Annotated in this window: 18 protein-coding genes and 1 other RNA gene; 18 read left to right on the plus strand and 1 reads right to left on the minus strand. The window is 68.6% G+C overall.

What is annotated here, in order from left to right; translation table 11 throughout:
- Positions 1-32: 32 nt before the first annotated feature.
- Complete coding sequence (locus WDZ97_RS10240; protein WP_425762675.1) at positions 33-1613, plus strand: polyamine aminopropyltransferase; 1581 nt, start codon at positions 33-35, stop codon at positions 1611-1613.
- The gene (locus WDZ97_RS10245) at positions 1610-3190 is read left to right on the plus strand and encodes an NAD(P)-binding protein (RefSeq protein WP_425762676.1); all 1581 of its coding nucleotides are present in this window, start codon (positions 1610-1612) and stop codon (positions 3188-3190) included. The genes WDZ97_RS10240 and WDZ97_RS10245 overlap by 4 nt, the downstream gene beginning before the upstream one ends.
- On the opposite strand, the gene WDZ97_RS10250 is transcribed toward WDZ97_RS10245, so the two are convergent.
- Positions 3114-5465, minus strand: coding sequence for a PAS domain-containing sensor histidine kinase (locus WDZ97_RS10250; protein ID WP_425763011.1), 2352 nt, complete (start codon positions 5463-5465; stop codon positions 3114-3116). The two genes, WDZ97_RS10245 and WDZ97_RS10250, sit on opposite strands and share 77 nt — an antisense overlap.
- Positions 5466-5658: 193 nt before the next feature.
- On the opposite strand from WDZ97_RS10250, the gene WDZ97_RS10255 reads away from it, so the two are divergent.
- The 16 genes from WDZ97_RS10255 (at position 5659) to ftsA (ending at position 24460) form a co-directional block, all read left to right on the plus strand.
- Positions 5659-8157, plus strand: coding sequence for a putative bifunctional diguanylate cyclase/phosphodiesterase (locus WDZ97_RS10255; RefSeq protein ID WP_425762677.1), 2499 nt, complete (start codon positions 5659-5661; stop codon positions 8155-8157).
- Between the two features lie 42 nt (positions 8158-8199).
- Positions 8200-8602, plus strand: an RNA gene (gene rnpB, locus WDZ97_RS10260) — RNase P RNA component class A.
- Between the two features lie 345 nt (positions 8603-8947).
- Positions 8948-9400 carry a division/cell wall cluster transcriptional repressor MraZ gene (gene mraZ, locus WDZ97_RS10265; RefSeq protein ID WP_019919286.1) on the plus strand — a complete coding sequence of 151 codons (453 nt, stop codon included), beginning with the start codon at positions 8948-8950 and terminating at the stop codon, positions 9398-9400.
- A 192-nt stretch (positions 9401-9592) separates the two neighbouring features.
- The gene (gene rsmH / locus WDZ97_RS10270; RefSeq protein WP_020163729.1) at positions 9593-10507 is read left to right on the plus strand and encodes a 16S rRNA (cytosine(1402)-N(4))-methyltransferase RsmH; all 915 of its coding nucleotides are present in this window, start codon (positions 9593-9595) and stop codon (positions 10505-10507) included.
- Between the two features lies 1 nt (position 10508).
- The gene (gene ftsL, locus WDZ97_RS10275) at positions 10509-10784 is read left to right on the plus strand and encodes a cell division protein FtsL (protein ID WP_024300597.1); all 276 of its coding nucleotides are present in this window, start codon (positions 10509-10511) and stop codon (positions 10782-10784) included.
- On the plus strand, positions 10781-12547 hold the full coding sequence (locus WDZ97_RS10280) for a peptidoglycan D,D-transpeptidase FtsI family protein (protein ID WP_425762678.1): 1767 nt from the start codon (positions 10781-10783) through the stop codon (positions 12545-12547). The genes ftsL and WDZ97_RS10280 overlap by 4 nt, the downstream gene beginning before the upstream one ends.
- On the plus strand, positions 12544-14037 hold the full coding sequence (locus tag WDZ97_RS10285; RefSeq protein ID WP_425762679.1) for a UDP-N-acetylmuramoyl-L-alanyl-D-glutamate--2,6-diaminopimelate ligase: 1494 nt from the start codon (positions 12544-12546) through the stop codon (positions 14035-14037). Before WDZ97_RS10280 ends, WDZ97_RS10285 begins: the two co-directional genes overlap by 4 nt.
- Positions 14034-15431 (plus strand): UDP-N-acetylmuramoyl-tripeptide--D-alanyl-D-alanine ligase, encoded by a 1398-nt coding sequence (locus WDZ97_RS10290; protein ID WP_425762680.1) that lies wholly within the window; start codon positions 14034-14036, stop codon positions 15429-15431. Before WDZ97_RS10285 ends, WDZ97_RS10290 begins: the two co-directional genes overlap by 4 nt.
- Positions 15421-16509, plus strand: a complete 1089-nt coding sequence (mraY, locus tag WDZ97_RS10295) for a phospho-N-acetylmuramoyl-pentapeptide-transferase (RefSeq protein ID WP_304003782.1) — start codon at positions 15421-15423, stop codon at positions 16507-16509. Before WDZ97_RS10290 ends, mraY begins: the two co-directional genes overlap by 11 nt.
- Positions 16509-17897 carry a UDP-N-acetylmuramoyl-L-alanine--D-glutamate ligase gene (gene murD / locus WDZ97_RS10300; protein ID WP_425762681.1) on the plus strand — a complete coding sequence of 463 codons (1389 nt, stop codon included), beginning with the start codon at positions 16509-16511 and terminating at the stop codon, positions 17895-17897. The genes mraY and murD overlap by 1 nt, the downstream gene beginning before the upstream one ends.
- Entirely contained in the window at positions 17894-19054 is a 1161-nt protein-coding gene (ftsW, locus tag WDZ97_RS10305) for a putative lipid II flippase FtsW (RefSeq protein WP_020163721.1), read from the plus strand. Before murD ends, ftsW begins: the two co-directional genes overlap by 4 nt.
- On the plus strand, positions 19051-20124 hold the full coding sequence (murG, locus tag WDZ97_RS10310; protein ID WP_425762682.1) for an undecaprenyldiphospho-muramoylpentapeptide beta-N-acetylglucosaminyltransferase: 1074 nt from the start codon (positions 19051-19053) through the stop codon (positions 20122-20124). The genes ftsW and murG overlap by 4 nt, the downstream gene beginning before the upstream one ends.
- A complete protein-coding gene (gene murC, locus WDZ97_RS10315) occupies positions 20121-21518 on the plus strand; it encodes a UDP-N-acetylmuramate--L-alanine ligase (RefSeq protein ID WP_425762683.1) in 1398 nt (465 codons plus the stop codon). The genes murG and murC overlap by 4 nt, the downstream gene beginning before the upstream one ends.
- Positions 21515-22441, plus strand: a complete 927-nt coding sequence (locus WDZ97_RS10320; protein ID WP_425762684.1) for a D-alanine--D-alanine ligase — start codon at positions 21515-21517, stop codon at positions 22439-22441. The genes murC and WDZ97_RS10320 overlap by 4 nt, the downstream gene beginning before the upstream one ends.
- The gene (locus tag WDZ97_RS10325) at positions 22434-23234 is read left to right on the plus strand and encodes a cell division protein FtsQ/DivIB (RefSeq protein WP_425762685.1); all 801 of its coding nucleotides are present in this window, start codon (positions 22434-22436) and stop codon (positions 23232-23234) included. Before WDZ97_RS10320 ends, WDZ97_RS10325 begins: the two co-directional genes overlap by 8 nt.
- Positions 23231-24460, plus strand: a complete 1230-nt coding sequence (ftsA, locus tag WDZ97_RS10330; RefSeq protein WP_019919299.1) for a cell division protein FtsA — start codon at positions 23231-23233, stop codon at positions 24458-24460. Before WDZ97_RS10325 ends, ftsA begins: the two co-directional genes overlap by 4 nt.
- Positions 24461-24526: the final 66 nt, after the last annotated feature.

A 24526-nucleotide genomic window follows, 5' to 3' on the forward strand; every position in this document is an offset into this window, starting at 1 on the left:
GTTCTGTGCGCACGCACTCTAGCCGCTGCCCCATGCCGCCGCAATCCCGCCCCGAACCCGATCTGCATGGCACCGAGACACGCGGCACGGACGCTGGCTCACACCACCCCGGGCTCATCGTCGCGGTTTTCGTCGTCGCCTCATGCGGACTGGCCTATGAACTGATTGCCGGTGCGCTGGCCAGCTATCTGCTGGGCGAATCGGTGCTGCGCTTCTCGACCATCATCGGCGCCTACCTGTTCGCCATGGGCATCGGCTCCCACCTGTCGAAGTATGTAGACGAAAAGGTGGTGCTGGCCCGCTTCATCGACATCGAACTGATGGTGGGCCTGCTCGGCGGCTTGTCGGCCTGCGCGCTGTTCCTGATCTATGCCTGGGCCGGCAGCCCCTTCCGCGTGTCGCTGTACGCCATCGTGCTGCTGATCGGCGTACTCGTCGGCATGGAAATCCCTCTGGTGATGCGCCTGCTGCACCAGCGCAAGCAGGCTTTCGAGGCACTGGTGAGCAAGGTGCTCACCTTCGATTATCTCGGTGCGCTGGCGGTGTCGCTGCTGTTCCCGCTGGTGTTCGCACCGCTGCTCGGACTGGCGCGCACGGCCGTGGTATTCGGCCTGCTCAACGCCGGCATCGGTCTGTGGGTGACCCGTCGCTACCGCGCGGAACTGCCGCAGGCGCGCGCGCTGATGCTGCGCGGCTGGTTGGTGCTGGCGGTGCTGCTTGGCGCACTGGCCTGGGCGCAGAAGCTGACCGATGCGGCCGAGGCCGGCCTCTACGGCGACGTCATCGTTCATCAGGAAACCACGCCCTTCCAGCGCATCGTGCTCACCCGCTGGCAGGACGACACCCGGCTCTACCTGAACGGCAACCTGCAGTTCTCCACCCGCGACGAGCACCGCTACCACGAAGCGCTGGTGCACCCGGCACTGGCCGCGCTGCCACACGCGAAGCGCGTGCTGGTGCTGGGCGGCGGCGACGGTCTGGCGGTGCGCGAAGTGCTGAAGTACCCACAGGTCGAGCAGGTGACGCTGGTCGAACTCGACCCGGCGATGACCCGCCTGTTCCGCGATACCGACGATCTGGCCGCGCTGAATGCCTACGCACTGCGCGACGCGCGCGTGAGCACCGTCAATGCCGACGCCGCACAGTGGCTGGAGACCGCGCCCGGTCCCGGCTGGGACCTCATCGTCGCCGACTTCCCTGACCCGTCGCACTACGCGCTGGGCAAGCTGTACGCGGTACCGATCTACCGCCTGATGACGCGCCATCTGGCACCCGGCGGACTGCTCGTCGTGCAGTCCACCTCGCCCTGGTACGCGCCGCGCGCCTACTGGTGCGTGGACGCCACCTTGCGCGAGGCCGGCCTGCACACCGCGCCCTATCACGCCAGCGTGCCCAGCTTCGGCGACTGGGGCTTCATCATCGCCGGCCGCGACGCAGGCTACCTGCCACCGCTCGCCCTGCCGGCCGGACTGCGCCATCTCGACGCACCCACGCTGGCGCAGATGTTCGACTTCCCGCCCGACATGCGCGCGCCGGCGGTCGAGCCGAACCGGCTGAACACGCAGATGCTGGTGCATTACTTCGAAGAAGACTGGTCGCGGCAGATGCGATGAAGCGACGCAGCTTCCTGACCGCGGCTGCCAGTCTGCCGCTGTTCGCCGCCTGCGGCGATGTGCGCACGCCGCCCGCGATCAGCGTGCTGCGGCCGGGCATGCGCGAGGGCCACGCTCTGCGCGACGCTGCCGCGCTGCCAACGCCATCCGGCGAACTGCGCTGCGCGGTCGCCATTCTCGGTTCCGGCGTTGCCGGGCTGACCGCCGCCTGGCGGCTGGCGCGCGAAGGGCAGCGCGACGTGGTGCTGGTCGACGGTCCGGAGCCCGACGGCAATGCGGCCGCGGGTGCGCTCGGCGGCATCGCCTGCCCGCGCGGTGCGCACTACCTGCCGCTGCCCGGCCGCGAGGCGACTCACGTGCGCGACATGCTGGCCGATCTCGGCGTGCTGTACGGCGCCCCGGGCGCCGCCGCGCCCGAGTACGACGAACAGGCTCTGGTCCATCCGGCCGCCGAACGCACGTTCGCGGGCGGCCTCTGGCACGAAGGCCTGCTGCCGCGTTCGACGGCGGACGACGTCGCCGCAGCCGACCGCTTCGAGGCGGCGATGCGCGACTGGGCTGCGCACCGCGGCACCGACGGCCTGTTCGTCTTCACCGTGCCGCTGGCCGCCTGTTCGCGTGATGTCGCACTGCGCGCGCTCGACCGCGTCAGCTTCGCAGCCTGGCTCGACGCGCAGTCGCATCGCCACCCGGCGCTGCGCCGCTACATCGACTACGCGATGCGCGACGACTACGGTGCGCCGGCCGGCGAGATCTCGGCCTGGGCCGGCCTGCACTACTTCTGCAGCCGGCGCGGCGAAGCCCGCAACGCGGAAGCCGGCACGGTACTGACCTGGCCGCAAGGCCTGTCGGCATTGACCGCCGGCCTGCGCGCGCGACTCGGCAACACGCGGACTGTGGCCGGACACGCCGTCCGACTGCGCGACGGTCGCAGCGCGGTGAACATCACGGTACTCGCGCCTGACGGACGCAGCCTGCTGTTGCAAGCCGAGCACGCGATCTGCGCGATGCCGCTGCATGTCGCCCGCCGGATCGACCCCGAACTGACCGCCAGCCTGCCACGCGAAGCGCTGCCGCCAACCGCGCCCTGGCTGGTCGCCAACGTGCTGCTCGATGGCTTTCCGCACGAGCGACCTGGCGTCGACCTGGCCTGGGACAACGTAGTGCACGAAGGTCGCGGCCTCGGTTACGTGGTCGCTACCCACCAGCTCACCCGTGTCGCTCGGCCACCGGCAACCGTATTCACTGCTTACCAGTCGGGCTGGACAGACGCAGCCGAGGCACGCCGCTGGCTGGCTTCGGCTGACGACGCGGCACTGCTGGACCTCGCTCTCGCCGACCTCGACCTCGCCTACGACGCCCGCTGGCGTCGGCGCATCCGGGCGGTAGAACTGGTGCTGCGCGCGCACGCGATGGCGATACCGCAACCGGGCTTCATCGACGCGCCGGCGCGCGCGCTGCGTGACCGCGGCGGGCGCGTGCTGCACGCCCACGCGGATGTCAGCGGTCTATCGCTGTTCGAAGAGGCGGCGTGGTGGGGAGATCAGGCCGCACGGACGCTGCTCGGCCGCCACTGAGGCGCTCCACCTCGTCGCACGAGGCGGCCGGCAGCCAGACATCGATCTGGAGCAAGGTTTCGGCCCCGTCGGTCGCATCCGCCGCGCGGGCCTCCACCCGGCCGCCGTGCAGGCTGACGATTTCGCGGCAGATGGCGAGGCCGGCGCCGGTTCCACCGCCTGGCGGACGCTGCGTCGCGGCAGGTCCGAACGGATCGAACAGGCTGTCCAGCTCCGCTTCCGTCATGCGCAGTCCCTTGCTGCGCACACTGACCGTGACGCCGCTGTGTCCGTCACGCGACGTGGGCGACACGAGCACGCCGACCTGGCTGCCCGCCGACGAGCGGCGGAGCGCGTGTTCGAGCAAGGTACGCAGAGCCTGCTGCAGCCGTACCGGGTCGGCGTCGATCATCATGCCGTCGCCGCCGGCGTGCGGCGTCACGTTGATCTGCTGTCGGCCGGCACAGGCACGCAAGGCCTCGTCAAGCAGCTCGCGCGGCGCCAACAGGCTGCGCTGAAGGCACAGCGTGCCGGCACCCAGGCGCGACAGGTCGAGCAGTTCGTCGACCTGAGCCAGCAGTCGCTCGCCGTTTTCGCGGATCACTCCGAAGCGGTGGCGAGTGACGTCGCACAACGGAGGGCGGTCGCGCAGCGCGATGCGAGCGAAGCCCAGAATGGCGTGTATCGGCGTGCGCAGTTCGTGCGACACGCCGGCGAGGAAGGCGCTCTTCGCGCCATTTGCCAGTTCGGCCGTGCGCTGCGCGGCAGCGCTGTCCTTCTGCTGCATCTCGACCAGCTCGGTCAGCCGGTCGCGGTGGCGCAGCAGTTCGGCTTCGGCATGCTGACGCGCCCGTTCGCGCAGGCCGGCTTCGAGAATGAGGCCGAAGGTGCTGGCCGCAGCCTGCACGCTGGCCAGACGTTCGTCGTCGATACGACCGTCCTTGGCCGCCAGGCCGATCAGCCCGGTCAGGTGCTCGCCACGGGTGACGGCAACGCAGATCAGGCCGCGCCCGGCCGCCGAGTCGGCGCCGGCGGCGACGATGCTGCCCGACGAGCAGCCGTGAATGCTCGCCCCGAGCACGCCTTCGATCAGGTCGGCGCGCTCGCTGAGCCAGTCGGTCTCGCGGCAGGCCAGCAGGCCGATGTGCGCAGTGCCGTTCGCGTCGCGGGCGATTTCGCCGAGAAAGCCGTCGTCGCAGCCGGACAGCTCGCACAGGATGTCGAGCATGTCGGCGAACACCGCATCCGCCGGCTCGCCGGCAATGAAGCGCGCCTGCAGCCGGCCGAGCATCGCGAACTGGTCGCGGCTGCGTGCCAGCGCGGCTTCGACGCGCTTGCGCTCGCTGATGTCGCGCGCGTATCCGACCGTGCCCAGCAAGCCGCCGTCCTCGTCCAGCACCGGCGCCGTCCATGCCTCGAACCAGTGGCGCCGATCACCGCTGTCGATGACCGACTCCGAATACTTGGGTGCCCGGCTCTGCAATACCTCGATGTCCTCGACACGATAGGCGATCGCCTGCTCGGTCGGCCACAGATCGTCGTCGTCGAGGCCGCGCGCATCGTCCGGGTGGGCCAGCCCGCCGGCCTCGGCCAGCGGCCGGTTGACGGCAAGGAAGCGCAGATCGCGGTCCTTCAGCCACACCATGAAGGGGAAATTGTCGAGCAGCGCCCGCTGGTAGCGCATCGCGCGTCGCAACTCGCCCTGCATCCGGTAAGGCTCGCTCATGTCCTGAACGATGCCGGCCAGGCGAGGCGTGTCGCCCTCCTGCCCCGACTCCAGACGGCCCTCGAACAGAATCCGGCGCACATCACCCCGCCCGTCGGTCAGACAGACCTCGGTCCGGTGACGCGCACCTGCCAGCGCGGCGCGCCAGGCTCGCTCCAGCTGTCCCCGGTCCTCGACGGCGACGTGGCCGAGCAGATCATCGAAACCGCGTACGCGGGTCGCGTCCAGCCCGAGAATGGCGAGCGCCCGCGGCGACCAGTCGAAAGCCCCTGCCTCGTGTTCCCAGGTGCCGGTACGTCCAAGCGTCTGCGCGCGTTCGAGCACGCCGTGCAGGTGATCGAGTTCGCGCCGTGTGGCGTCCAGCCTCGTCCCGGCCGCCCACAGCGCGACGCAGGCGATCAGGGTCGGCACCAGCGTCAGCGCGACGCCGGACCCCGCAGAGCGCGCGCGTACCGCGGCGCCGAACAGATGCGACAGATCGGCCGCCAGCAGTCCGGCTGTCAGTGCGAGCAGCAGGTAGGCCGGCCAGTGGCGGGCGACATGGCGACCGAAATGGAACAGCGAGCGCATCGGCACGTTAAGGTCAGCGGGGTTCGGGCGACCTGTATTGAACGGCCGCCGAGCGGCGAATCTTGAGCCTTGGCCGGAACGGCCGGACGATGTGAAAGGCATCACGGACTGCAGCCGGGTCCGGCGCATGAAATCGCCATGCACGATGCGCGCCGAAGCGCCAGCGCGCTAGACTGCCCATCAGCATCAGGACATGCAGGAGGCGCATTTGCCGTCCGCCGACACCCCGCAGCCCAAACAGATCCCGAACGACAGACGCCTCCGCCCCCGCGCGGATGCGAACGCGCGCAGCCTGTCGCCTGGTAATCGTCTGTTCCTGCTGTGGCCGTTGATCGCCATCGTGCTGTTGCTGCTGGCGCTGGCCGCGCTGAGCATGGAAATCATGTCCGGCGCCCGCGCCTATGTCAGCGGCGAGAGCCTGTGGAGCAAGGGGCAGAAGGCGGCGGTGATGCACCTGCTCGATTACGTCGCCTCGGGCGACCAGGCCGACTACGCGGACTACCGCCGCAACATCGGCGTTACGCTCGGTGACCGCCGGGCACGCGAAGCGCTCGACCGACCGGACCCTGACCGCGCTGCCGCAGCCGAAGGCTTCCTCGATGGCGGCAACGACGCAGGCGACGTGCCCAGCCTGATCCGGCTGTTCGTCTGGTTCCGCTGGGCGCCACCGATGCGCGAGGCGATCGATCTGTGGACCGAAGGCGACCGGCTGATCGGCGAGATCGACGCCGTGGCGCGCGTCGCCCACAGCCAGATCAACGCAGGCGGCCTGACGGCCGACGAGCGCACGGTGCTGACGCTGCGCGTGCGCCAGCTCAATGACGCACTGGAGTCAGTGGCCGTCCGCTTCTCATGGACACTCGGCGACATTTCGCGCCGCATACACCGCGGCCTGAATGTTGCCATGCTGGTGGTCAGCAGCCTGTCGCTGGTCGTCGGCGTGATGCTGACGCGACGCATGCTGCGCGAGTCGCAGCAGGTAGAACTCGATCTGCGAACGAGCGAAGCCAGCCTGCGCGAGGCTCAGCGCCTCGCCGAAGTGGGCAGCTGGTCGCACCGCGTCGATCGTGGGCAGACCGAGTGGTCGGACCAGGCGCGGCGCATGCTGGGAGGCGACGACGGCGGCTGGATGCCCGCCTGGGGCGACTATCTCGACCGCATCGCCGATGCCGACCGCGGTCGCATCGAAGCGGCATGGAAGGCGGCGCGCAGCGAGGGCCGGCCGTATGAGGCCGAGTACCGCATCCAGGTCCCGGGCCGCGGTCAGCGCTGGATACACGAGCGCGGCAATCCGGTCAGCGACGCCAGCGGCCAGGTGGTCGTCATCGACGGCACGGTGATGGACGTCTCCAAACGCCGCGACGCGGAGGAGCGCGTTCGCCAGCTCGCCCACTACGACGAGCTGACCGGCCTGCCCAACCGCGCGCTGTTCCAGATTGAACTGCAGCGCGCCTTGGTCGCCGCACACGCGCTGGACACGCGGCTCGCGCTGATGTTCATCGACCTCGACCGCTTCAAGATCATCAACGACACGCTGGGGCACGACGCCGGCGATCTGGTGCTGGTCGAGGTGGCGCAGCGCCTGCGCGCCTCGCTGCGCGACACCGACATCGTCGCCCGCCTCGGCGGCGACGAGTTCGTCGTGCTGATCGAAGGCATCGAAGCCAACAGTGAGGCAGCTGCCGTTGCGCAGAAGGTACTCGAACAGATCGGTCGTCCGATCGCCATCGACGAGCGCGACTACTCGGTCACCGCCAGCATCGGCATCAGTCAGTACCCGACCGACGGTCAGGACGTGCAGACCCTGCGCAAGAACGCCGACCTCGCGATGTATCGCGCCAAGGAAAAGGGCAAGAACCAGTACGAGTTCTACTCGGTATACATGAGCCGGCGCTCGTCGCAGCAGCTGGCGCTGGAGGCGGATCTGCGCCAGGCGCTGGAACGCGGCGAACTGGTCCTGCATTACCAGCCGCGGGTGCGCGTGGCCGGCGGCGCGGCGCGCGTCGTCGGCTGCGAAGCGCTGCTGCGCTGGCAGCACCCGCAGCGCGGCCTGCTGCCGCCGGGCCAGTTCGTCGGCATGGCGGAGGAAACCGGCCTCATCGTGCCGATCGGCCTGTGGGTGCTCGAAACCGCCTGCCGCCAGAACGCCGCGTGGCGCCAGGCCGGGCTGCCGCCGATCAGCGTGTCGGTCAATGTATCGGCCCGTCAGCTGGGCGATCGCGGCTTTGCCGACCAGGTCGGCCGCGTGCTCGAACACAGCGGCATGGCGGCTGACGCGCTGGAGCTGGAAATCACCGAAAGCCTGCTGATGGATCACCCCGAGCGTTCGGTCAAGCTGCTGCACGCACTCAACGCGCTCGGCGTGCGCATTGCCATCGACGATTTCGGCACCGGCCACTCGTCGCTCGCCTACCTGAAGCGTTTCCCGATCGACTGCATCAAGATAGACCGCGCCTTCGTCGCCGATCTGCCCGACGAGACGGACGCCTGTTCGATCGCCCGCGCCATCGTCGCGCTAGCGCACAGCCTGCAGCGGTCAGTCGTGGCGGAGGGCGTCGAGACCGCGGCGCAGCGCGACTTCCTGCTGCAGCAGGGCTGTGACGAGTTCCAGGGCTTCCTGTTCAGCGCAGCGGTAGACGCCGACACGTTCGCGACGCTGCACAAGGCGGCGGCCGAGCCGGTAAACGCCTGATAGTCCGGGACTGCAGGTTGCGGTGCGGTAGAATCCGCGCCGGAAGTCCGCCGGGCAACCGCGGCGCGCAAGCGCGGAGGAAAGTCCGGGCCCCGCAGAGCAGGATGCCGGCTAACGGCCGGGCGCAGCAAGCCGCGTGAAAGCGCGGCCCAAGGCGACGGAAAGTGGAACAGAAAACATACCGCCGATGGCCGCAAGGCACAGGCAAGGTTGAAATGGTGCGCCTTTGGGCGGGCGGCAACGCCGGGTAAGAGCCCACCGCGTGTGCGGCAACGTGCACGGCATGCAAAACCCCATCCGGGGCAAGGCCAAATAGGGAAGCCATGACGCGGCTCGCGTCGCTTCCGGGTAGGCTGCTCGAGCGGCGTGGTAACACGTCGCCCAGATGAATGGTTGCCGGTGCGTTCGCGCACAACAGAACCCGGCTTACAGGCGGACTTCCACTCCTGCCCGGTCCGTCTCCCGCATTTCCCCCACTCGGCTGCACACCCGCCCCACTTTCGTCCACTTCGCCCCACGAACCGGCATGGCGCGGGCATTTGCTCACACCCCACATTCAGTTCATTTTCTATCCCATTAAAAACAAAGGGTTTTTATTTCACGACTTTGTGGAATATTACCGCTAAGTCCTTGTTGCAGAAATAGATTTGGCGCATTCCAGCTATTGACCACCCGCTGCTTGATGGCTAAAGTGGAGCAATATTGGATAAGAAGTGGAGTGATTGTGGGAAAGACAACTCTGACCGCCACTCCAGCCCGTCGCTGCTGACGGGCTCACACGGGCACGCGCATGTTCTACGGGACGACCCGCCTCACCATGGATGACAAGCACCGCATCGTCATCCCCGCTCGTCCGCGCAAGAAGCTGATGGACATGTGCGAGGGCGAGGTGGTGATGACGGCGCGCACCCGCGAGCACATCCTTCTCTATCCGCTGCCCGAATTCGAGGCCCTGCTCGCCCGCCTCGACCAGCTGCCCGACCTCGATCAGGCCAGCAACGATTTCAAGCTCAGCTTCACCGCCAATGCGCGCGACGAATCCATCGATCGCGCCGGCCGCCTGCTGCTCGGCGCCGACCTGCGCGAACGCGCCGGCCTGACCAAGGGCGTCATGCTGGTCGGCCGCGGCAACCGCTTCGAACTGTGGGACGAAGGCCGCTGGAACGCCGAGGCCGCTGCACGTGACGCCCGCGAGGGCGCAGTGCCCCTGCCGTCTGAAGTCATCAGTTCCTTCAGGCTCTGAGAATGTTGCCCCCACGCTCACTTCGTTCGCTGCCCCCCGAGGGGGCTGCGCTCGCCCTTGGGACGGCCCGGCGGGCGGCTGTCGTGCCCCCACGCTCACTTCGTTCGCTGCCCTCCGACGGCGCTACGCCTGCACATTGGGCGGCCCGGCGGGCGGCGCTTCCTTCCTCGCAGAAGTTCGGGCGGGGTTGAGATGGAACACATCCCCGTACTGCTCGCCGAGGCGCTCGACGCACTGGCGGTGCGTCCCGATGGCGTTTACGTCGATGGCACCTTCGGTCGCGGCGGGCACAGCCGCGCGCTGCTCGCGCGCCTGGGTCCAGGCGGCCGGCTGATCGCGCTCGATCGCGATCCGTCCGCCATCGCAGCCGGCCAGGCCATCACCGACCCGCGTTTCACGCTGGTGCACGCGCGCTTCGCGGAAATGGGTGCAGTACTCGAACAACTGGGCGTGCACGGCGTGGATGGCGTGCTGCTCGATATCGGCGTGTCGTCACCGCAGCTCGACGAAGCTGCGCGCGGCATGAGTTTCAGGCAGGACGCACCGCTGGACATGCGCATGGACACCAGCCGGGGCGAAACAGTGGCGCAGTGGCTCGCCCGCGCCGACGAAGCAGACATCAGGGAGGTCATCAGGGACTATGGCGAAGAACGGTTTGCTTCAGCGATTGCAAAGGCGATTGTTGCTGCTCGGAGCGAGCGGCCTGTCGACACCACATACCAGCTTGCCCAGATCGTGGCGGCCGCTGTCCGCACGCGCGAGGCGGGCCAGCATCCGGCGACGCGCAGCTTTCAAGCTCTACGGATTTTCATCAATCAGGAGCTTGAAGAGCTGTCGCTAGTGCTGCCGCAGGCGCTGGCCGCGCTCAGACCGGGCGGCCGGCTGGCGGTGATTTCCTTCCACTCGCTGGAAGACCGCATCGTCAAACGCTACATGGCCGACCAGGCCTCGCCGCCGCAGCCACCGCGCAACCTGCCGCTGCGTGCCGACCAGCTGCCGAAGCCGACGATGAAACTGATCGGCCGCTTCCGCGCCGGCAACGACGAAGTCGCGCGCAATCCGCGCGCGCGCAGCGCCACGCTGCGCGTGGCCGAGAAGGTGGCCTGACGTGCTGCGCCTGAACTTCGTGCTGATCGCCACGCTGGTCATCAGCGCCATCGCGCTGGTGTCGTCGCAGCACCGCTCGCGCGCGCTGCACACCGAACTCGAACGCGAGCTCACCCGCATGCGGGTACTCGAAACCGAGTGGGGCCAGCTGCAGATCGAACAGGGCTCGCTGGCCGCGCACGCGCGCATCGCCGGTCTGGCCGAATCCAAGCTCAAGATGCGCGCGCCGGAACGCGACCGCGTCATCGTCATCGACCCCTCCGAGGCCGGACAATGAAGTTCGCCCACAACCCGCTGCTCGCCGAACTGCTGCCCGCCTGGCGCGCCCGCCTGATGCTGGTGGTCATGATGGCGCTGTTCGGTGGTCTGGTTGCCCGCGCCTTCTGGCTGCAGGTGGTGAACGACGAGTTCTATCAGCGCAAGGGTGAGGAACGCTTCTCGCGTGTACTGCCGACCCCGGCCTCGCGCGGCCGCGTGCTCGACCGCAACGAACAGGTGCTGGCGATGAGCACCCAGGTGTCGGCCATCGTCGCCGAATCGCGCCCGACGCGTACCGACGCCAAGGCAAACCCGCGCGACATCGGCGCCGAGAAGCTTACGCCGGCGCAGATCCGCCAGCTGGCCGAACTGCTGGGCATGGATCATCGCGAGGTCGCGCGCAAGATTCCGGAAAACAGAGGGCGCAGCTACCTGAAGCGTCAGGTGCCGCCAGACGTCGCGAAACAGGTGCTGGCGCTGAAACTGCCGGGCATCCGCTCGGAGCCCGAGTACCGCCGCTACTACCCGCACGGCGAGGTCAGCGCGCACGTAGTCGGCTTCACAGGCATGGACGACAACGGTCTCGAAGGCATCGAACTGGCGATGAACCGCCCGCTCACCGGCAAGGTCGGTTCGCGGCGCGTGATCACCGACGCCCGCCGCAACGTGGTCGAGGACGTCGAGGTACTGGCGCCGCCGCGCGACGGCGGCGACGTGCGGCTGGCCATCGATACCCGTCTGCAGTTCCTGGTGCACAGCCGGCTCAAGCAGGCGGTCAGCGAACACAAGGCGCGCGCCGGCAGCGCCGTGGTGGTCGATTCGCGCACCGGCGAAGTGCTGGCGCTGGCCAACTGGCCCACCTACAACCCGAACAACCGCGAACAGCTGTCCGGCCCGCCGCTGCGCAACCGCGCCTTCACCGACACCTACGAACCCGGTTCGACGATCAAGCCCTTCATCGCCGCGATGGCGCTGGAGAGCGGCCGCTACACCTTCGACACACCCGTCGACTGCGCCGGCAAGCTCACTTTCGGCCGCCACTCGATCGGCGACGCACACCCGCACGGCACGCTCAGTCTGGCCGAGGTGATCCAGAAGTCGTCGAACATCGGCGTCGCCAAGATCGCCGGCACCTTCAAACCGTCGGAAATGTGGCAAACGTACGATCAGCTCGGCTTCGGTTCGCCGCTGCGTCTCGGTTTCCCTGGTGAGGCGGGCGGCCGCCTGCGCCCGGCAGCGGACTGGAAGCCGGTCGAGCAGGCCACGATGTCCTACGGCCACGGCATGTCGGTCACGCTGATGCAGATGGCGCGCTCCTATCTCGTGTTCGCGCGCGACGGCGACCTGATTCCGCTGTCGCTGACCCGCGTCGACACGCCGCCGATCAACGGCCTGCAGGTGTTCTCGGCACAGACCGCACGCGAAGTGCGCCGCATGCTCGAAATGGCTGCCGGTGCCGGCGGCACCGCACCGAAGGCACAGATTCCGGGTTACCGCGTCGCCGGCAAGACCGGTACCGCGCACAAGCTCGAAGGCGGCAGCTACGCGAACAAGTACATCGCGTCCTTCGTCGGCTTCGCACCGGTGTCCGACCCGCGCTACATCGTCGCGGTGATGATCGACGAACCGTCCAACGGCGTGCACTACGGCGGTCAGGTCGCCGCCCCGGTGTTCTCCGACATCATGAACGCAACGCTGCGCGCGACCGGCGTACCGCCGGACGCGCCGGTGCCCGTGCTGCAGATGGCGCGCAACAGCGCCACCGGCAAGGAGGGCTGGTGAGCACCGGCCGCTCCTCCGCCGTCATCGCCCGCGTACGCGACACGCTGTCGCGCCGCGGCGTCGTGCCGCGCGCGCTGCGCGCCGATTCGCGTCACGTGAAAGCGGGCGACCTCTTCTTCGCTCTGCCCGGCCAGCGCACCGACGGTCGTCGCTTCATCGACGCCGCCATCGAACGCGGTGCCTGCGCGGTGCTGTGCGAAGCGGGCGCTACGTCGACAGACGCCGCAGTACCGGTGATCGAGGTCGATTCGCTGCGCAGTCACGCCGGCGCGCTGGCCGACGATCTGCTCGATCGTCCCTCCGCCGCGCTCCATGTGATCGGCATCACCGGCACCAACGGCAAGACCTCGGTCAGCCAGTGGGTCGCCCAGGCCATGGACCTGCTCGGCACGCGCTGCGGCGTCATCGGCACGCTGGGCAGCGGCCTGCCCGGCCAGCTGTCGGAATCGGTCAACACCACGCCGGACGTGGTCAGCGTGCACCAGACTCTGGCCGACCTGCGTGCCGCGGGCGCCAGCGCCTGCGCGATGGAAGTGTCGTCGATCGGCCTCGACCAGGGACGCATCGACGGCGTCCGGATCCACACTGCGGTGTTCACCAACCTGACCCGCGACCACCTCGACTATCACCCGGACATGCAGCATTACGCGGCCGCGAAGGCCACCCTGTTCTCCCACCCCGGCCTGCGTGCCGGGGTAATTAATACCGACGACGCTTTCGGCCGCTCGCTGGCCGGCGAAGTCGCCGCGCGGCTGCCGGTCACCGGCTGCGCGCTCGACGCCGAGTTGCCGCAGGGCGTGCACGGACTGCACGCCCGTAACGCCGATCTGGCGCACGGCCTGCGCTTCGACATCGAGCACGGTAACGAGCGCGCGCATGTCGACGCCGCCCTGGTCGGTCGCTTCAACATCCAGAATCTGCTCGCCGTCACCGGCAGCCTGCTGCATGCCGGCGTATCGCTGGCCGACGCCGCCCGCGTCGCCGGGCAACTGCTGCCGCCGCCTGGCCGCATGCAGCGGCTCGGCGGCCACGGCGAGCCGCTGGTCGTGGTCGACTACGCACACACGCCGGACGCACTGGAGCAGGCGCTGCGCGCGCTGCAGCCGGTGGCCGAAGCGCGGCGCGGCAGGCTGCTGTGCGTGTTCGGCTGCGGCGGCGACCGCGATCCAGGCAAGCGGCCGCTGATGGGGGCCGTCGCCTACGAGCACGCGGCGCGCACCTGGATCACTTCGGACAACCCGCGCAGCGAAAACCCGGACGCCATCCTCGACGACATCGCCGCCGGGCTGCCGGCCTGTGCCGACGTGCTGCGCGAGGTCGATCGCGCGCTCGCGATAGGCGCCGCCATCGCCACCGCCGACGCGCGCGACGTCGTGCTGATCGCCGGCAAGGGACACGAGCACTATCAGGAACGCATGGGCCTGCGCACGCCGTGGTCCGACGCCGACCAGGCCGCCGCCGCCCTCGCCGCCCGCGGAGGCGTGCAATGAGCGCACTATGGAAGGCCTCCGACGTCGCGGCCGCCTGCAATGGCACGTTGAGCGGCCCGGACGTCGACATCGCCGGCTTCTCGACCGACAGCCGTGCGGTGAAGGCCGGCGACCTGTTCGTCGCGCTGCGCGGCGAGCGCTTCGATGCGCATGACTTCATCGCCGACGTGCAGGCAGCGGGTGCGGCCACCGCGGTCGTCGCGTCGGACTGCACACACACCACGGGCACGCTGATCCGCGTTGCCGACACCCGCGCGGCACTGGGCGACATCGCCCGCGCCTGGCGCAGCCGCTTCACGCTGCCGCTGATCGGCGTCACCGGCAGCAACGGCAAGACCACGGTGAAGGAAATGATCGCCGCCATCCTGCGCGCGCACGCGCTCGGCGTCGGCTGGAATCCGGACACGACGGTACTGTCCACGCGCGGCAACCTGAACAACGATGTCGGCGTTCCGCTGATGCTGTTCGGTCTGCGCGACACGCACCGCATGGCGGTGATCGAGATGGGCATGAACCACCCGGGCGAGATCGCCTGGCTGGCCGGCATGGCGAAACCGACCGTGGCGCTGGTGAACAACGCCCAGCGCGAGCACCTCGAATTCATGAACAGCGTGGCCGAAGTCGCACGCGAAAACGGCGACGTGTTCGATGCGCTCGGTGCGGACGGCATCGCCGTGGTCAATGCCGACGACGATTTTGCCGACTACTGGTGCGGACGCAACGCAGCACGACGCGTGCTGCGCTTCGGTCTCGACCACGCCGCCGAAGTCTTCGCCACCGCGACGCCGGAAGGCCTGGGCTACCGTCTCGACCTGCGCGGCGCCTTCGGCACGGCGCGCATCACGCTGCGCGTGCCCGGCCTGCACAACGCGCGCAACGCGCTGTGCGCCGCCACTGCCGCGCTGGCCGCGGGTGCCGACATGGCTGCCGTGGTGTGGGCGCTGAACCGCTTCGAAGGCGTCAAGGGCCGCCAGCAGGTGCGCGTCGGACTCGCCGGCAGCACGGTGATCGACGACAGTTACAACGCCAACCCCGATTCCGTGCGCGCCGCCATCGATGTCCTCGCCACCGCAGCGGGCCGGCGCATCCTGGTGCTCGGCGACATGGGCGAGGTCGGAGACCAGGGCCCCGAATTCCACCGCGAAGCCGGCGCCTATGCGCGCGAACGCGGCATCGACGCGCTGCACGCGCTCGGTGAAGCCTCCACGCACGCCGTCGCCGCCTTCGGCACCGGCGCCCTCCACTACGCCGATCACGCCTCGATCGCCGACGCGCTGCGCCCCCTGCTCGACGCCCGCACCACGGTGCTGGTGAAGGGCTCGCGCTTCATGCGCATGGAACGCGTCGCCGAGGCGCTGCTCGCACACACCGGACAGGACAACCATGCTTCTTGAACTTGCCCGCTGGCTGGCGCAGGACATCCGCGCATTCAACGTATTCAACTACATCACGCTGCGCGCAGTGCTGGCGATGATGAGCTCGCTGGCCATCTGCTGGATGTTCGGCCCGATGCTCATCCGCAAGCTGACCGAGTACAAGATCGGCCAGGCGGTGCGCGACGACGGTCCGAAATCGCATCTGACCAAGGCCGGCACGCCGACCATGGGCGGCGCCCTCATCCTGATCGCGCTCGGGGTCACCACGCTGCTGTGGGCCGACCTGTCGAATCGCTACGTCTGGGTGGTGCTCATCGTCACGCTGGGCTTCGGCGCGGTAGGCTGGGTGGACGACTGGCGCAAGGTGGTCCATCGCAATCCGAAAGGCCTGCCGGCCAAACCGAAATTCTTCTGGTCCTCGGTGTTCGCCGCCGGGGCAGCGGTGTACCTCGGCCTGACCGCCCAGGTCCCGGCCCAGCTCGAACTGATCGTGCCCTTCTTCAAGACCGTGGCCTACCCGCTCGGCGCCATCGGCTTCATGGTGCTCACCTACTTCGTCATCGTCGGCACCAGCCACGCGGTGAACCTGACTGACGGCCTCGACGGCCTCGCCACGATGCCGGCGGTGATGGTCAGCGGCGCGCTGGCCATCTTCGCCTACGTCGCCGGCAACGCCGTGTTCTCGCGCTACCTCGGCGTGCCCTTCATTCCGGGCGCCGGCGAGCTGGCCATCTTCTGTGGCGCGCTGTGCGGCGCCGGCCTCGGCTTCCTGTGGTTCAACGCCTACCCGGCCGAAGTGTTCATGGGCGACGTCGGCGCACTGGCGCTGGGCGCCGCGCTCGGCACCGTGGCGGTGATCGTGCGTCAGGAAATCGTGCTGTTCATCATGGGCGGCCTGTTCGTCGCCGAAACGCTGTCGGTGATGATCCAGGTGCTCTACTTCAAGTGGTCCGGCGGCAAGCGCATCTTCCGCATGGCGCCGCTGCACCACCACTACGAGCTCGGCGGCTGGAAGGAAACGCAGGTGGTCGTGCGCTTCTGGATCATCACGCTGATGCTGGTGCTGTTCGGTCTGTCCACGCTGAAGCTGCGGTAATGAGCCTCCTTGGAACCCACGTCCTCGTCCTCGGCCTCGGAGAATCCGGCCTGGCCATGGCTCGCTGGTGCGCACGCCAGGGCGCCGAGCTGCGCGTGGCGGACAGCCGTGCCGCGCCGCCCGGGGTCGAGGCGCTGGCACGCGACATTCCGGCGGCTGAACTGCGCTGCGGCCAGTTCGACCACAGCCTGCTCGACGGCATCGCGCTGCTCGCGCTGTCGCCCGGTCTGGCGCCGCACGAACCTCTCGTACAGGAGGCGAAACGCCGCGGCATCGAAGTGGTCGGCGAAATTGAACTGTTCGCGCGCGCGCTGCGCGACCTCGGCTGGCGCGAACGCACGAAGGTGATCGCCATCACCGGCACCAACGGCAAGACCACGACCACCACGCTGACCGGCGCGCTGTGCCGCGCCTGCGGCTTGGTCACCGAGGTGGCCGGCAATATTTCGCCGGCCGCACTCGACGCTTTGATGCGCGTGCTCGACGCCGGCACGGTGCCCGACGCGTGGGTACTCGAACTGTCGAGCTTCCAGCTCGAAACGACCGACACGCTGGACGCCGACGCAGCCACCGTACTCAACGTGACGCAGGACCACCTCGACCGTCACCCGGGCGGCATGCCTGCCTACGCGGCCGAGAAGGCACGCATCTTCGGCGCGCACACGGTGCAGGTGCTGAACCGCGACGACCCATGGGTGGCGGCGATGCGCCGCGCCAGCGCGCGCGTCATCGCATTCGGCGACGGTGCACCGGCCGCCGGCGACTACGGCCTCGCCGAGCGCGACGGCGTCTGGCTGATGCGCGGTGCAGAGCCGCTGCTGGCACTTGACGACATGAAGCTGGCCGGCCGCCACAACGCACACAACGCGCTCGCCGCGCTCGCGCTGTGCGAGGCGATCGGCCTGCCGCTGGACCGCTGCGTCGGCGCACTGCGTGACTTCACCGGCCTGCCGCACCGCGTCGAAACCGTGCTGGACGCTGGCGGCGTGCGCTTCATCGACGACTCCAAGGGCACCAATGTCGGCGCCACGGTGGCGGCCATCGAAGGTCTCGGCCGACCGCTGGCCATCATCCTCGGCGGCGACGGCAAGGGACAGGACTTCGCCCCGCTGGGCCCGGTATGCGCACGCCACGCCCGCTTCTGCGCGCTGATCGGCCGTGATGCGCCAGCCATCGCCGAAGTGCTCGCCGCCCACGGCGTCTCTCACCGCAGCTTCGCCACGCTGGAAGAAGCCACCCGCGCCGCCTTCGCTGCCGCGCAGGCGGGCGACGCGGTGCTGCTGTCGCCGGCCTGCGCCAGCCTCGACATGTTCCGCAACTACGCACACCGCGCCGAGGTGTTCATCACCGAAGCGCGTCGCATCGCGGCCGAAGGAGCGCGCTCATGAGCGGCAGCATGCGACTTGATTCGTCGCGCTTCGGCGAGTCGCCGAAACCGGCCGAACTCGACCCCTGGCTGCTGTGGCCGGCGGTCGCGCTGCTGCTGATCGGTCTTGTCATGGTGTACTCGGCGTCGATCGCCGTCGCCGACAGCAGCCGCTTCACCGGCAACAAGCAGGAGTTCTTCCTGATCCGCCAGGCGGTGTTCCTCGCCATCGGCGGCGTTGCGGCGCTGATGGCCTTTCAGGTGCCGATCCGCACCTGGCAGGCGTGGTCGATGTGGCTCTTCCTCGGCGGCATCGTGCTGCTGGTACTGGTGATGATTCCGGGCATCGGCAGCGTGGTGAACAACTCGCGCCGCTGGATCAACCTGGGCCCGGTGAACCTGCAGCCGTCCGAACTGGTGAAGCTGTTCACCGTGCTCTACGCGGCCAGCTACATCGTGCGCCGGCTGCCGGAGATGCACTCCTTCCGTCGCGCCTTCGTGCCGATGACCCTGGTCATCCTGCTGGTCGGCGCACTGCTGGTGGCCGAGCCCGATTACGGCGCATTCGTCGTCATCGTGCTGATCGCCTTCGGCATGCTTTTCCTCGGCGGCATCAACGGCAAGCTGTTCTTCTCGCTGGGCGTGGTGGCGCTGGTCGGCTTCGCGCTGATCATCCGCTTCAACGAACTGCGCTGGGGCCGCTTCATCGCCTTCCTCGATCCGTTCAACAACGACCCGCTGGGCAAGGGCTACCAGCTCACGCACTCGCTGATCGCCTTCGGCCGTGGCGAGTGGTTCGGCGTCGGCCTCGGCGGCAGCGTCGAGAAGCTGCTCTACCTGCCCGAAGCGCACACCGACTTCCTGCTGGCCGTGATCGGCGAGGAACTGGGGCTGGTCGGCGTGGCAACCGTGATCGGCCTGTTCGCGCTGGTGGTGCACCGTGCCTTCGCCATCGGCCGGCGCGCCCTGCTGCTCGAACGCGCCTACGCCGGGCTGGTCGCCCAGGGCGTCGGCATCTGGTTCGGCGTGCAGGCCTTCATCAACATGGGAGTGAACGTGGGCATCCTGCCGACCAAGGGGCTGACGCTGCCGCTGATGAGTTACGGCGGCTCGGGCATCCTGGTCAATTGCGTCGCGCTGGCCATCCTGCTGCGCATCGACTGGGAGAACCGTCGATGAGCGGCACCGCGCTGATCATGGCGGGCGGCACCGGCGGCCACATCTACCCGGGCCTCGCGGTGGCCGACGAACTGCGCGCGCGCGGCTGGCGCATCGTCTGGCTGGGCAACGCAGATGGCATGGAAGCGCGCATCGTGCCGCCGCGCGGTTACGAACTGCAGAGCATCCGCTTCACCGCGCTGCGCGGCAAGGGCCTGCTGCGCAAGCTCATGCTGCCGCTCAATCTGCTGCGCGGCTTCTGGCAGGCGCTCGGCGTGCTCGGCCGCGTGAAGCCGCAGGTGGTGCTGGGCCTCGGCGGCTACGTCACCTTCCCCGGCGGCATGATGGCCGCACTGCGCGGCATTCCGCTGGTGCTGCACGAACAGAATTCGGTCGCCGGACTGGCCAACCGCGTGCTGGCCGGCGTCGCCGACCGCGTGCTCGGCGGCTTTCCGGATGCACTGCCGAAAGCCGAGTGGACCGGCAATCCGGTGCGCGCCGACATCGCCGCGCTGCCGTCACCGGCCGAGCGCTTCGCCGGTCGCAGCGGTCCGCTGAACATCCTGGTCGTCGGCGGCAGTCTGGGCGCCCAGGTGCTGAACGACACGGTGCCGCAGGCACTGGCGCAGATTCCCGAAACCGACCGCCCGCAGGTGATCCACCAGGCAGGCGAACGCAATATGCCGGCGCTCGAGGCAGCCTACGCTGCGGCGGGCGTCCGCGGCACGCTGCAGCCCTTCATCCAGGACATGGCCGGCGCCTACGCGCAGGCCGACCTGGTCATCTGCCGCGCCGGCGCGCTCACTGTCGCCGAACTGGCGGCAGCCGGCGTCGCATCGGTGCTGGTGCCGCTGCCGCACGCGGTCGATGACCACCAGACCGGCAACGCGCGCTTTCTCTCCGACGCCGGAGCGGCTGAACTGATGCCGCAGACGGCGCTGAATGCCGGCGCGCTGGCCACCTTCATCCGTTCGCTCGACCGCGCCCGCCTGCTCGACATGGCGCAGCGCGCCCGCGCCCTCGCCCGCCCCGGCGCGACCGCCCAGGTGGCCGACATCTGCGCAGCACTCGCGCGAGGACAACAGAAATGAAACACAAGATCAGCCACATCCATTTCATCGGTATCGGCGGATCCGGCATGAGCGGCATCGCCGAAGTGCTGCTGAATCAAGGTTACGTGGTCAGCGGTTCGGACATTGCCGACAACGCGGTCACCCGCCGCCTCGCTGCGCTCGGCGCGCGCGTCGTGCAGGGCCACGCGGCCGACAACATCGCCGGCGCCGACGCGGTGGTCACCTCGACCGCGGTCAGCGCCGACAATCCGGAAGTCGTGCGCGCACGCGAGCGGCAGATTCCCATCGTGCCGCGTGCGCAGATGCTGGCCGAGCTGATGCGCATCAAGCAGGGTGTGGCGGTCGCCGGCACCCACGGCAAGACCACCACCACCTCGCTGATTGCCAGCTGCCTGGCCGAAGGCGGCCTGGACCCGACCTTCGTGATCGGCGGCCGGCTGAATTCGGCCGGCGCCAACGCGCGCCTGGGCACCGGCGAGTTCCTGGTGGCCGAAGCCGACGAGTCCGACGCGTCCTTCCTGTTCCTGTCGCCGGTGGTGTCGGTCGTGACCAATATCGACGCCGACCACATGGACACCTATGGCCACGACTTCTCGAAACTGAAGCAGGCCTTCATCGACTTCCTGAATCGGCTGCCCTTCTATGGCGTGGCGGTGCTGTGCGCCGACGACGCCAACGTGCGCGAGATCATTCCGCAGGTACCGAAGCAGATCATCCGCTACGGCCTCGACCCGAACGCCCAGGTGCGCGCCGAGAACGTGCGCGCCGACGGCACCCGCATGATCTTCGACGCGGTGCGCGTCAATGGCACGACCACCCGCATCCCGGTCGAGCTGAACCTGCCCGGCCTGCACAACGTGCGCAACGCGCTGGCCGCCATCGCGGTGGCCAACGAGGTCGGCGTATCCGACGACGCCATCGTCCGCGCACTGGGCGAGTTCAAGGGTGTCGGTCGCCGTTTCACCCGGCACGGCGAGATCGCGCTGCCGGCCGGTGGCAGCTTCACGCTGGTCGACGACTACGGCCACCACCCGGTCGAAATGGCCGCCACGCTGGAAGCGGCGCGCGGCGCCTACCCCGGCCGCCGCATCGTGCTGGCCTTCCAGCCGCACCGCTACACACGCACCCGCGACTGCTTCGAGGACTTCGTGCGCGTGCTGTCGGGCGCCGACGCCGTGGTGCTGACCGAGGTCTATGCCGCTGGCGAAGCGCCCATTGTCGCCGCAGACGGCCGTGCGCTGGCGCGCGCGCTGCGCGTCGGCGGCAAGGTCGAGCCGGTGTTCGTCGAGGACATCAACGAGCTGCCGCAGACCCTGCTCGACACGGTGCGCGACGGCGACGTCGTGCTCGGCATGGGCGCCGGCTCGATCGGTCAGCTGCCCTCAAAATTCGCACAGGACATCCAGAAATGAGTACCCACGACACCGCCGCACTGGGCAAGGTCGCCGTGCTGTTCGGCGGCGGCTCCGCCGAACGCGAAATCTCCATCATGTCGGGCAGCGCCGTGCTCGCCGCACTGAAGGAACAGGGCGTCGATGCCCACGCCTTCGACCCGGCGGAGCGCGACCTGTGGGAACTGAAGCGCGACGGTTTCGACCGCGCCTTCATCGCGCTGCATGGCCGCGGCGGTGAGGACGGCACGATACAGGGCGCGCTCGAATGCCTCGGCATTCCCTACACCGGCAGCGGCGTGATGGCATCGGCCATCGGCATGGACAAGTGGCGCACGAAGATGGTGTGGCTGTCGGCCGGCCTGCCGACGCCGCGCTACAAGCTGCTGCACGCCGGCAGCGACTTCCGTGCCGTGGCGAACGAGCTCGGTCTGCCGCTGTTCGTGAAGCCCGCGCGTGAAGGCTCCAGCGTCGGCGCCACCAAGGTCACCCGCATCGAGGATCTGGAAGGCGCCTACGAAAAGGCCGCGCGCTGCGATCCGCTGGTGCTGGCGGAACAGTTCATCAGTGGTCAGGAGCTGACGGCGCCCTTCCTCGGCGACATGGCGCTGCCGCTGATCCGCATTGAAGCACCGCAGGGGAACTACGACTACCAGAACAAGTACTTCACCGACGACGTGAAGTACCACTGCCCGAGCGGTCTCGACGCCGATCTCGAACAGGAGATACAGGATCTGGTGATGCGCGCCGCTCGGCTGATCGACTGCCGCGGCTGGGGCCGCGCCGACCTGATGCTGGGCGAGGACGGCCGCCCCTGGCTGCTCGAAATCAACACCTCTCCGGGCATGACTTCGCACTCCTTGGTGCCGATGGCCGCACGTGCGGTCGGCATCGAGTTCGGCGAACTGTGCCTGCGCATCCTGGAGTCGGCCCGCCTTGGCTAAAAAGCCCTCAGCGCGCAACAAGGCCACGCAGCGCCGCGATGACGGCGGCCTGTGGGACAGCCCGCGCGCGCTGACGATGATCGCCGATGTGATCCTGCTGCTGGCGAGTGCGGCGATCGGCTATGCGCTGGTGATCATGGTCACCCGCATGCCGGTGCTGCCGCTGCAGTCGGTGACGCTGACGCGCGCACCGGCCAACGTGAGTGCCGCGCAGATCGAGGACGCTGCGCGGCGCGCCATCACCGGCAGCTTTCTCACCACCGACATCGAGCGCGCACGCACCGTGTTCGAAAGCCTGCCCTGGGTGCGCCACGCCACGGTGCGCCGGGTGTGGCCCGGTTCGCTGGAAATCGACATCGAGGAGCACGTCGCGGTCGCGCGCTGGTGGGTGTCGCCGAACGTGCCGGCGCGCATGGTGAATGCCCAAGGCGAACTGTTCGTGGCCGAACACGAAGCTGCGCTGCCGCTGTTCATCGGACCGGACGAGGACTCGGCCAGCATGCTGGCTCGCCACCTTGAGTGGAGCGATCTGCTGGCGCCGATGGAGCGGCAGATCAGCAAACTCGTGCTGACGCGCCGCCAGGCCTGGCAGTTGCAGCTCGACGACGGAACGCGGCTCGAACTCGGTCGCGAGGAGGAGAAGTCGCCGATCGCCGAACGGCTCGCGCGCTACGTCAATACCCAGCCGGAAATCCTGCGCCGCGGCGCGCAGAAAGTGATCTACGCCGATCTGCGCTATCCGAACGGCTACGCAATACGAATGAGCAGCACTGAACACCAGGACAGACCATGACAAGAGACAGCAAGGACCTCATCGTCGGCCTCGACATCGGCACGTCGAAAATCTCGGCCGTCGTCGCACAACTCGGCAGCGACGGGCGACTCGACATCCTCGGCCTCGCGACCCAGGAGGCGCAGGGCCTGAAGAAGGGTGTCGTGGTCAACATCGAAGCCACCGTCGATTCGATCTCGCGCGTGATCCAGGAAGTCGAGCTGATGGCCGACTGCAAGGTGCGCGAAGTGTTCACCGGCATCGCCGGCAGCCACATCCGCAGCTTCAACTCCAATGGCGTGGTCGCCATCAAGGACAAGGAAGTCACCCGACTCGACCTCGAACGCGTGGTCGAAACCGCGCGCGCGATGCCCATTCCGGCCGATCAGGAAATCCTGCACACGCTGACCCAGGAATTCATCATCGACGGGCAGGACGGGGTGCGCGAGCCGATAGGCATGAGCGGCAAGCGGCTCGAAGTGCGTGTGCACATCGTGACCGGCGCCGTGTCGGCGGCGCAGAACATCATCAAATGCGTGCGTCGCTGCGGCCTCGAAGTGGTTGACCTCGTGCTGCAGCCGCTGGCTTCCAGCCAGGCCACGCTGTCGGAGGACGAAAAGGATCTGGGCGTCTGCCTGATCGACATCGGCGGCGGCACCACCGACATCGCCATCTTCACCCAGGGCGCGATCCGCCACACGGCGGTCATCCCGATCGCCGGCGACCAGATCACCAACGATATCGCGATGGCCCTGCGCACGCCGACCGCCGAGGCGGAAGACATCAAGCTGCGCTACGGCGTGGCGATGTCGGCACTGGCCGACGCCGAGGACATGATCGAAGTGCCGGGCATCGGCGACCGCGGCCCGCGCCGCATGTCGCGTCAGGCACTGGCCGACGTGATCGAGCCGCGCGTATCGGAGCTGTTCGAACTGGTGCAGGCCGAGCTGCGACGCAGCGGCTACGAAGAATTGCTGTCGTCCGGCGTGGTGCTGACCGGCGGCAGCGCAACCATGCGCGGCATGGCGGATCTGGCCGAGGACGTGTTCCACCTGCCGTCGCGCGTCGGGGTGCCCGAATGCAGCGGCAACCTTGCCGACGTGGTGCGCCATCCGCGCTACGCGGCGGCGATCGGACTGGTGATGGAAGGCGCTGCGCAGCGTCGTCGCGGACAGGTTGCGCGCGAAACGAGGAACGTCCGTCAGGTGCTGGCCAACATGCGCTCCTGGTTCGAAAGAAATTTCTGAAATTCGGGACGCAAACGGCATCTACGGCATGCGTTGCACTAAGTTTAGTCGTATACTTGCGCGCAA

Source organism: Methyloversatilis sp. MC4-4, from assembly GCF_049843555.1.
GTDB classification, from domain to species: Bacteria; Pseudomonadota; Gammaproteobacteria; order Burkholderiales; family Rhodocyclaceae; genus Methyloversatilis; species Methyloversatilis discipulorum_B.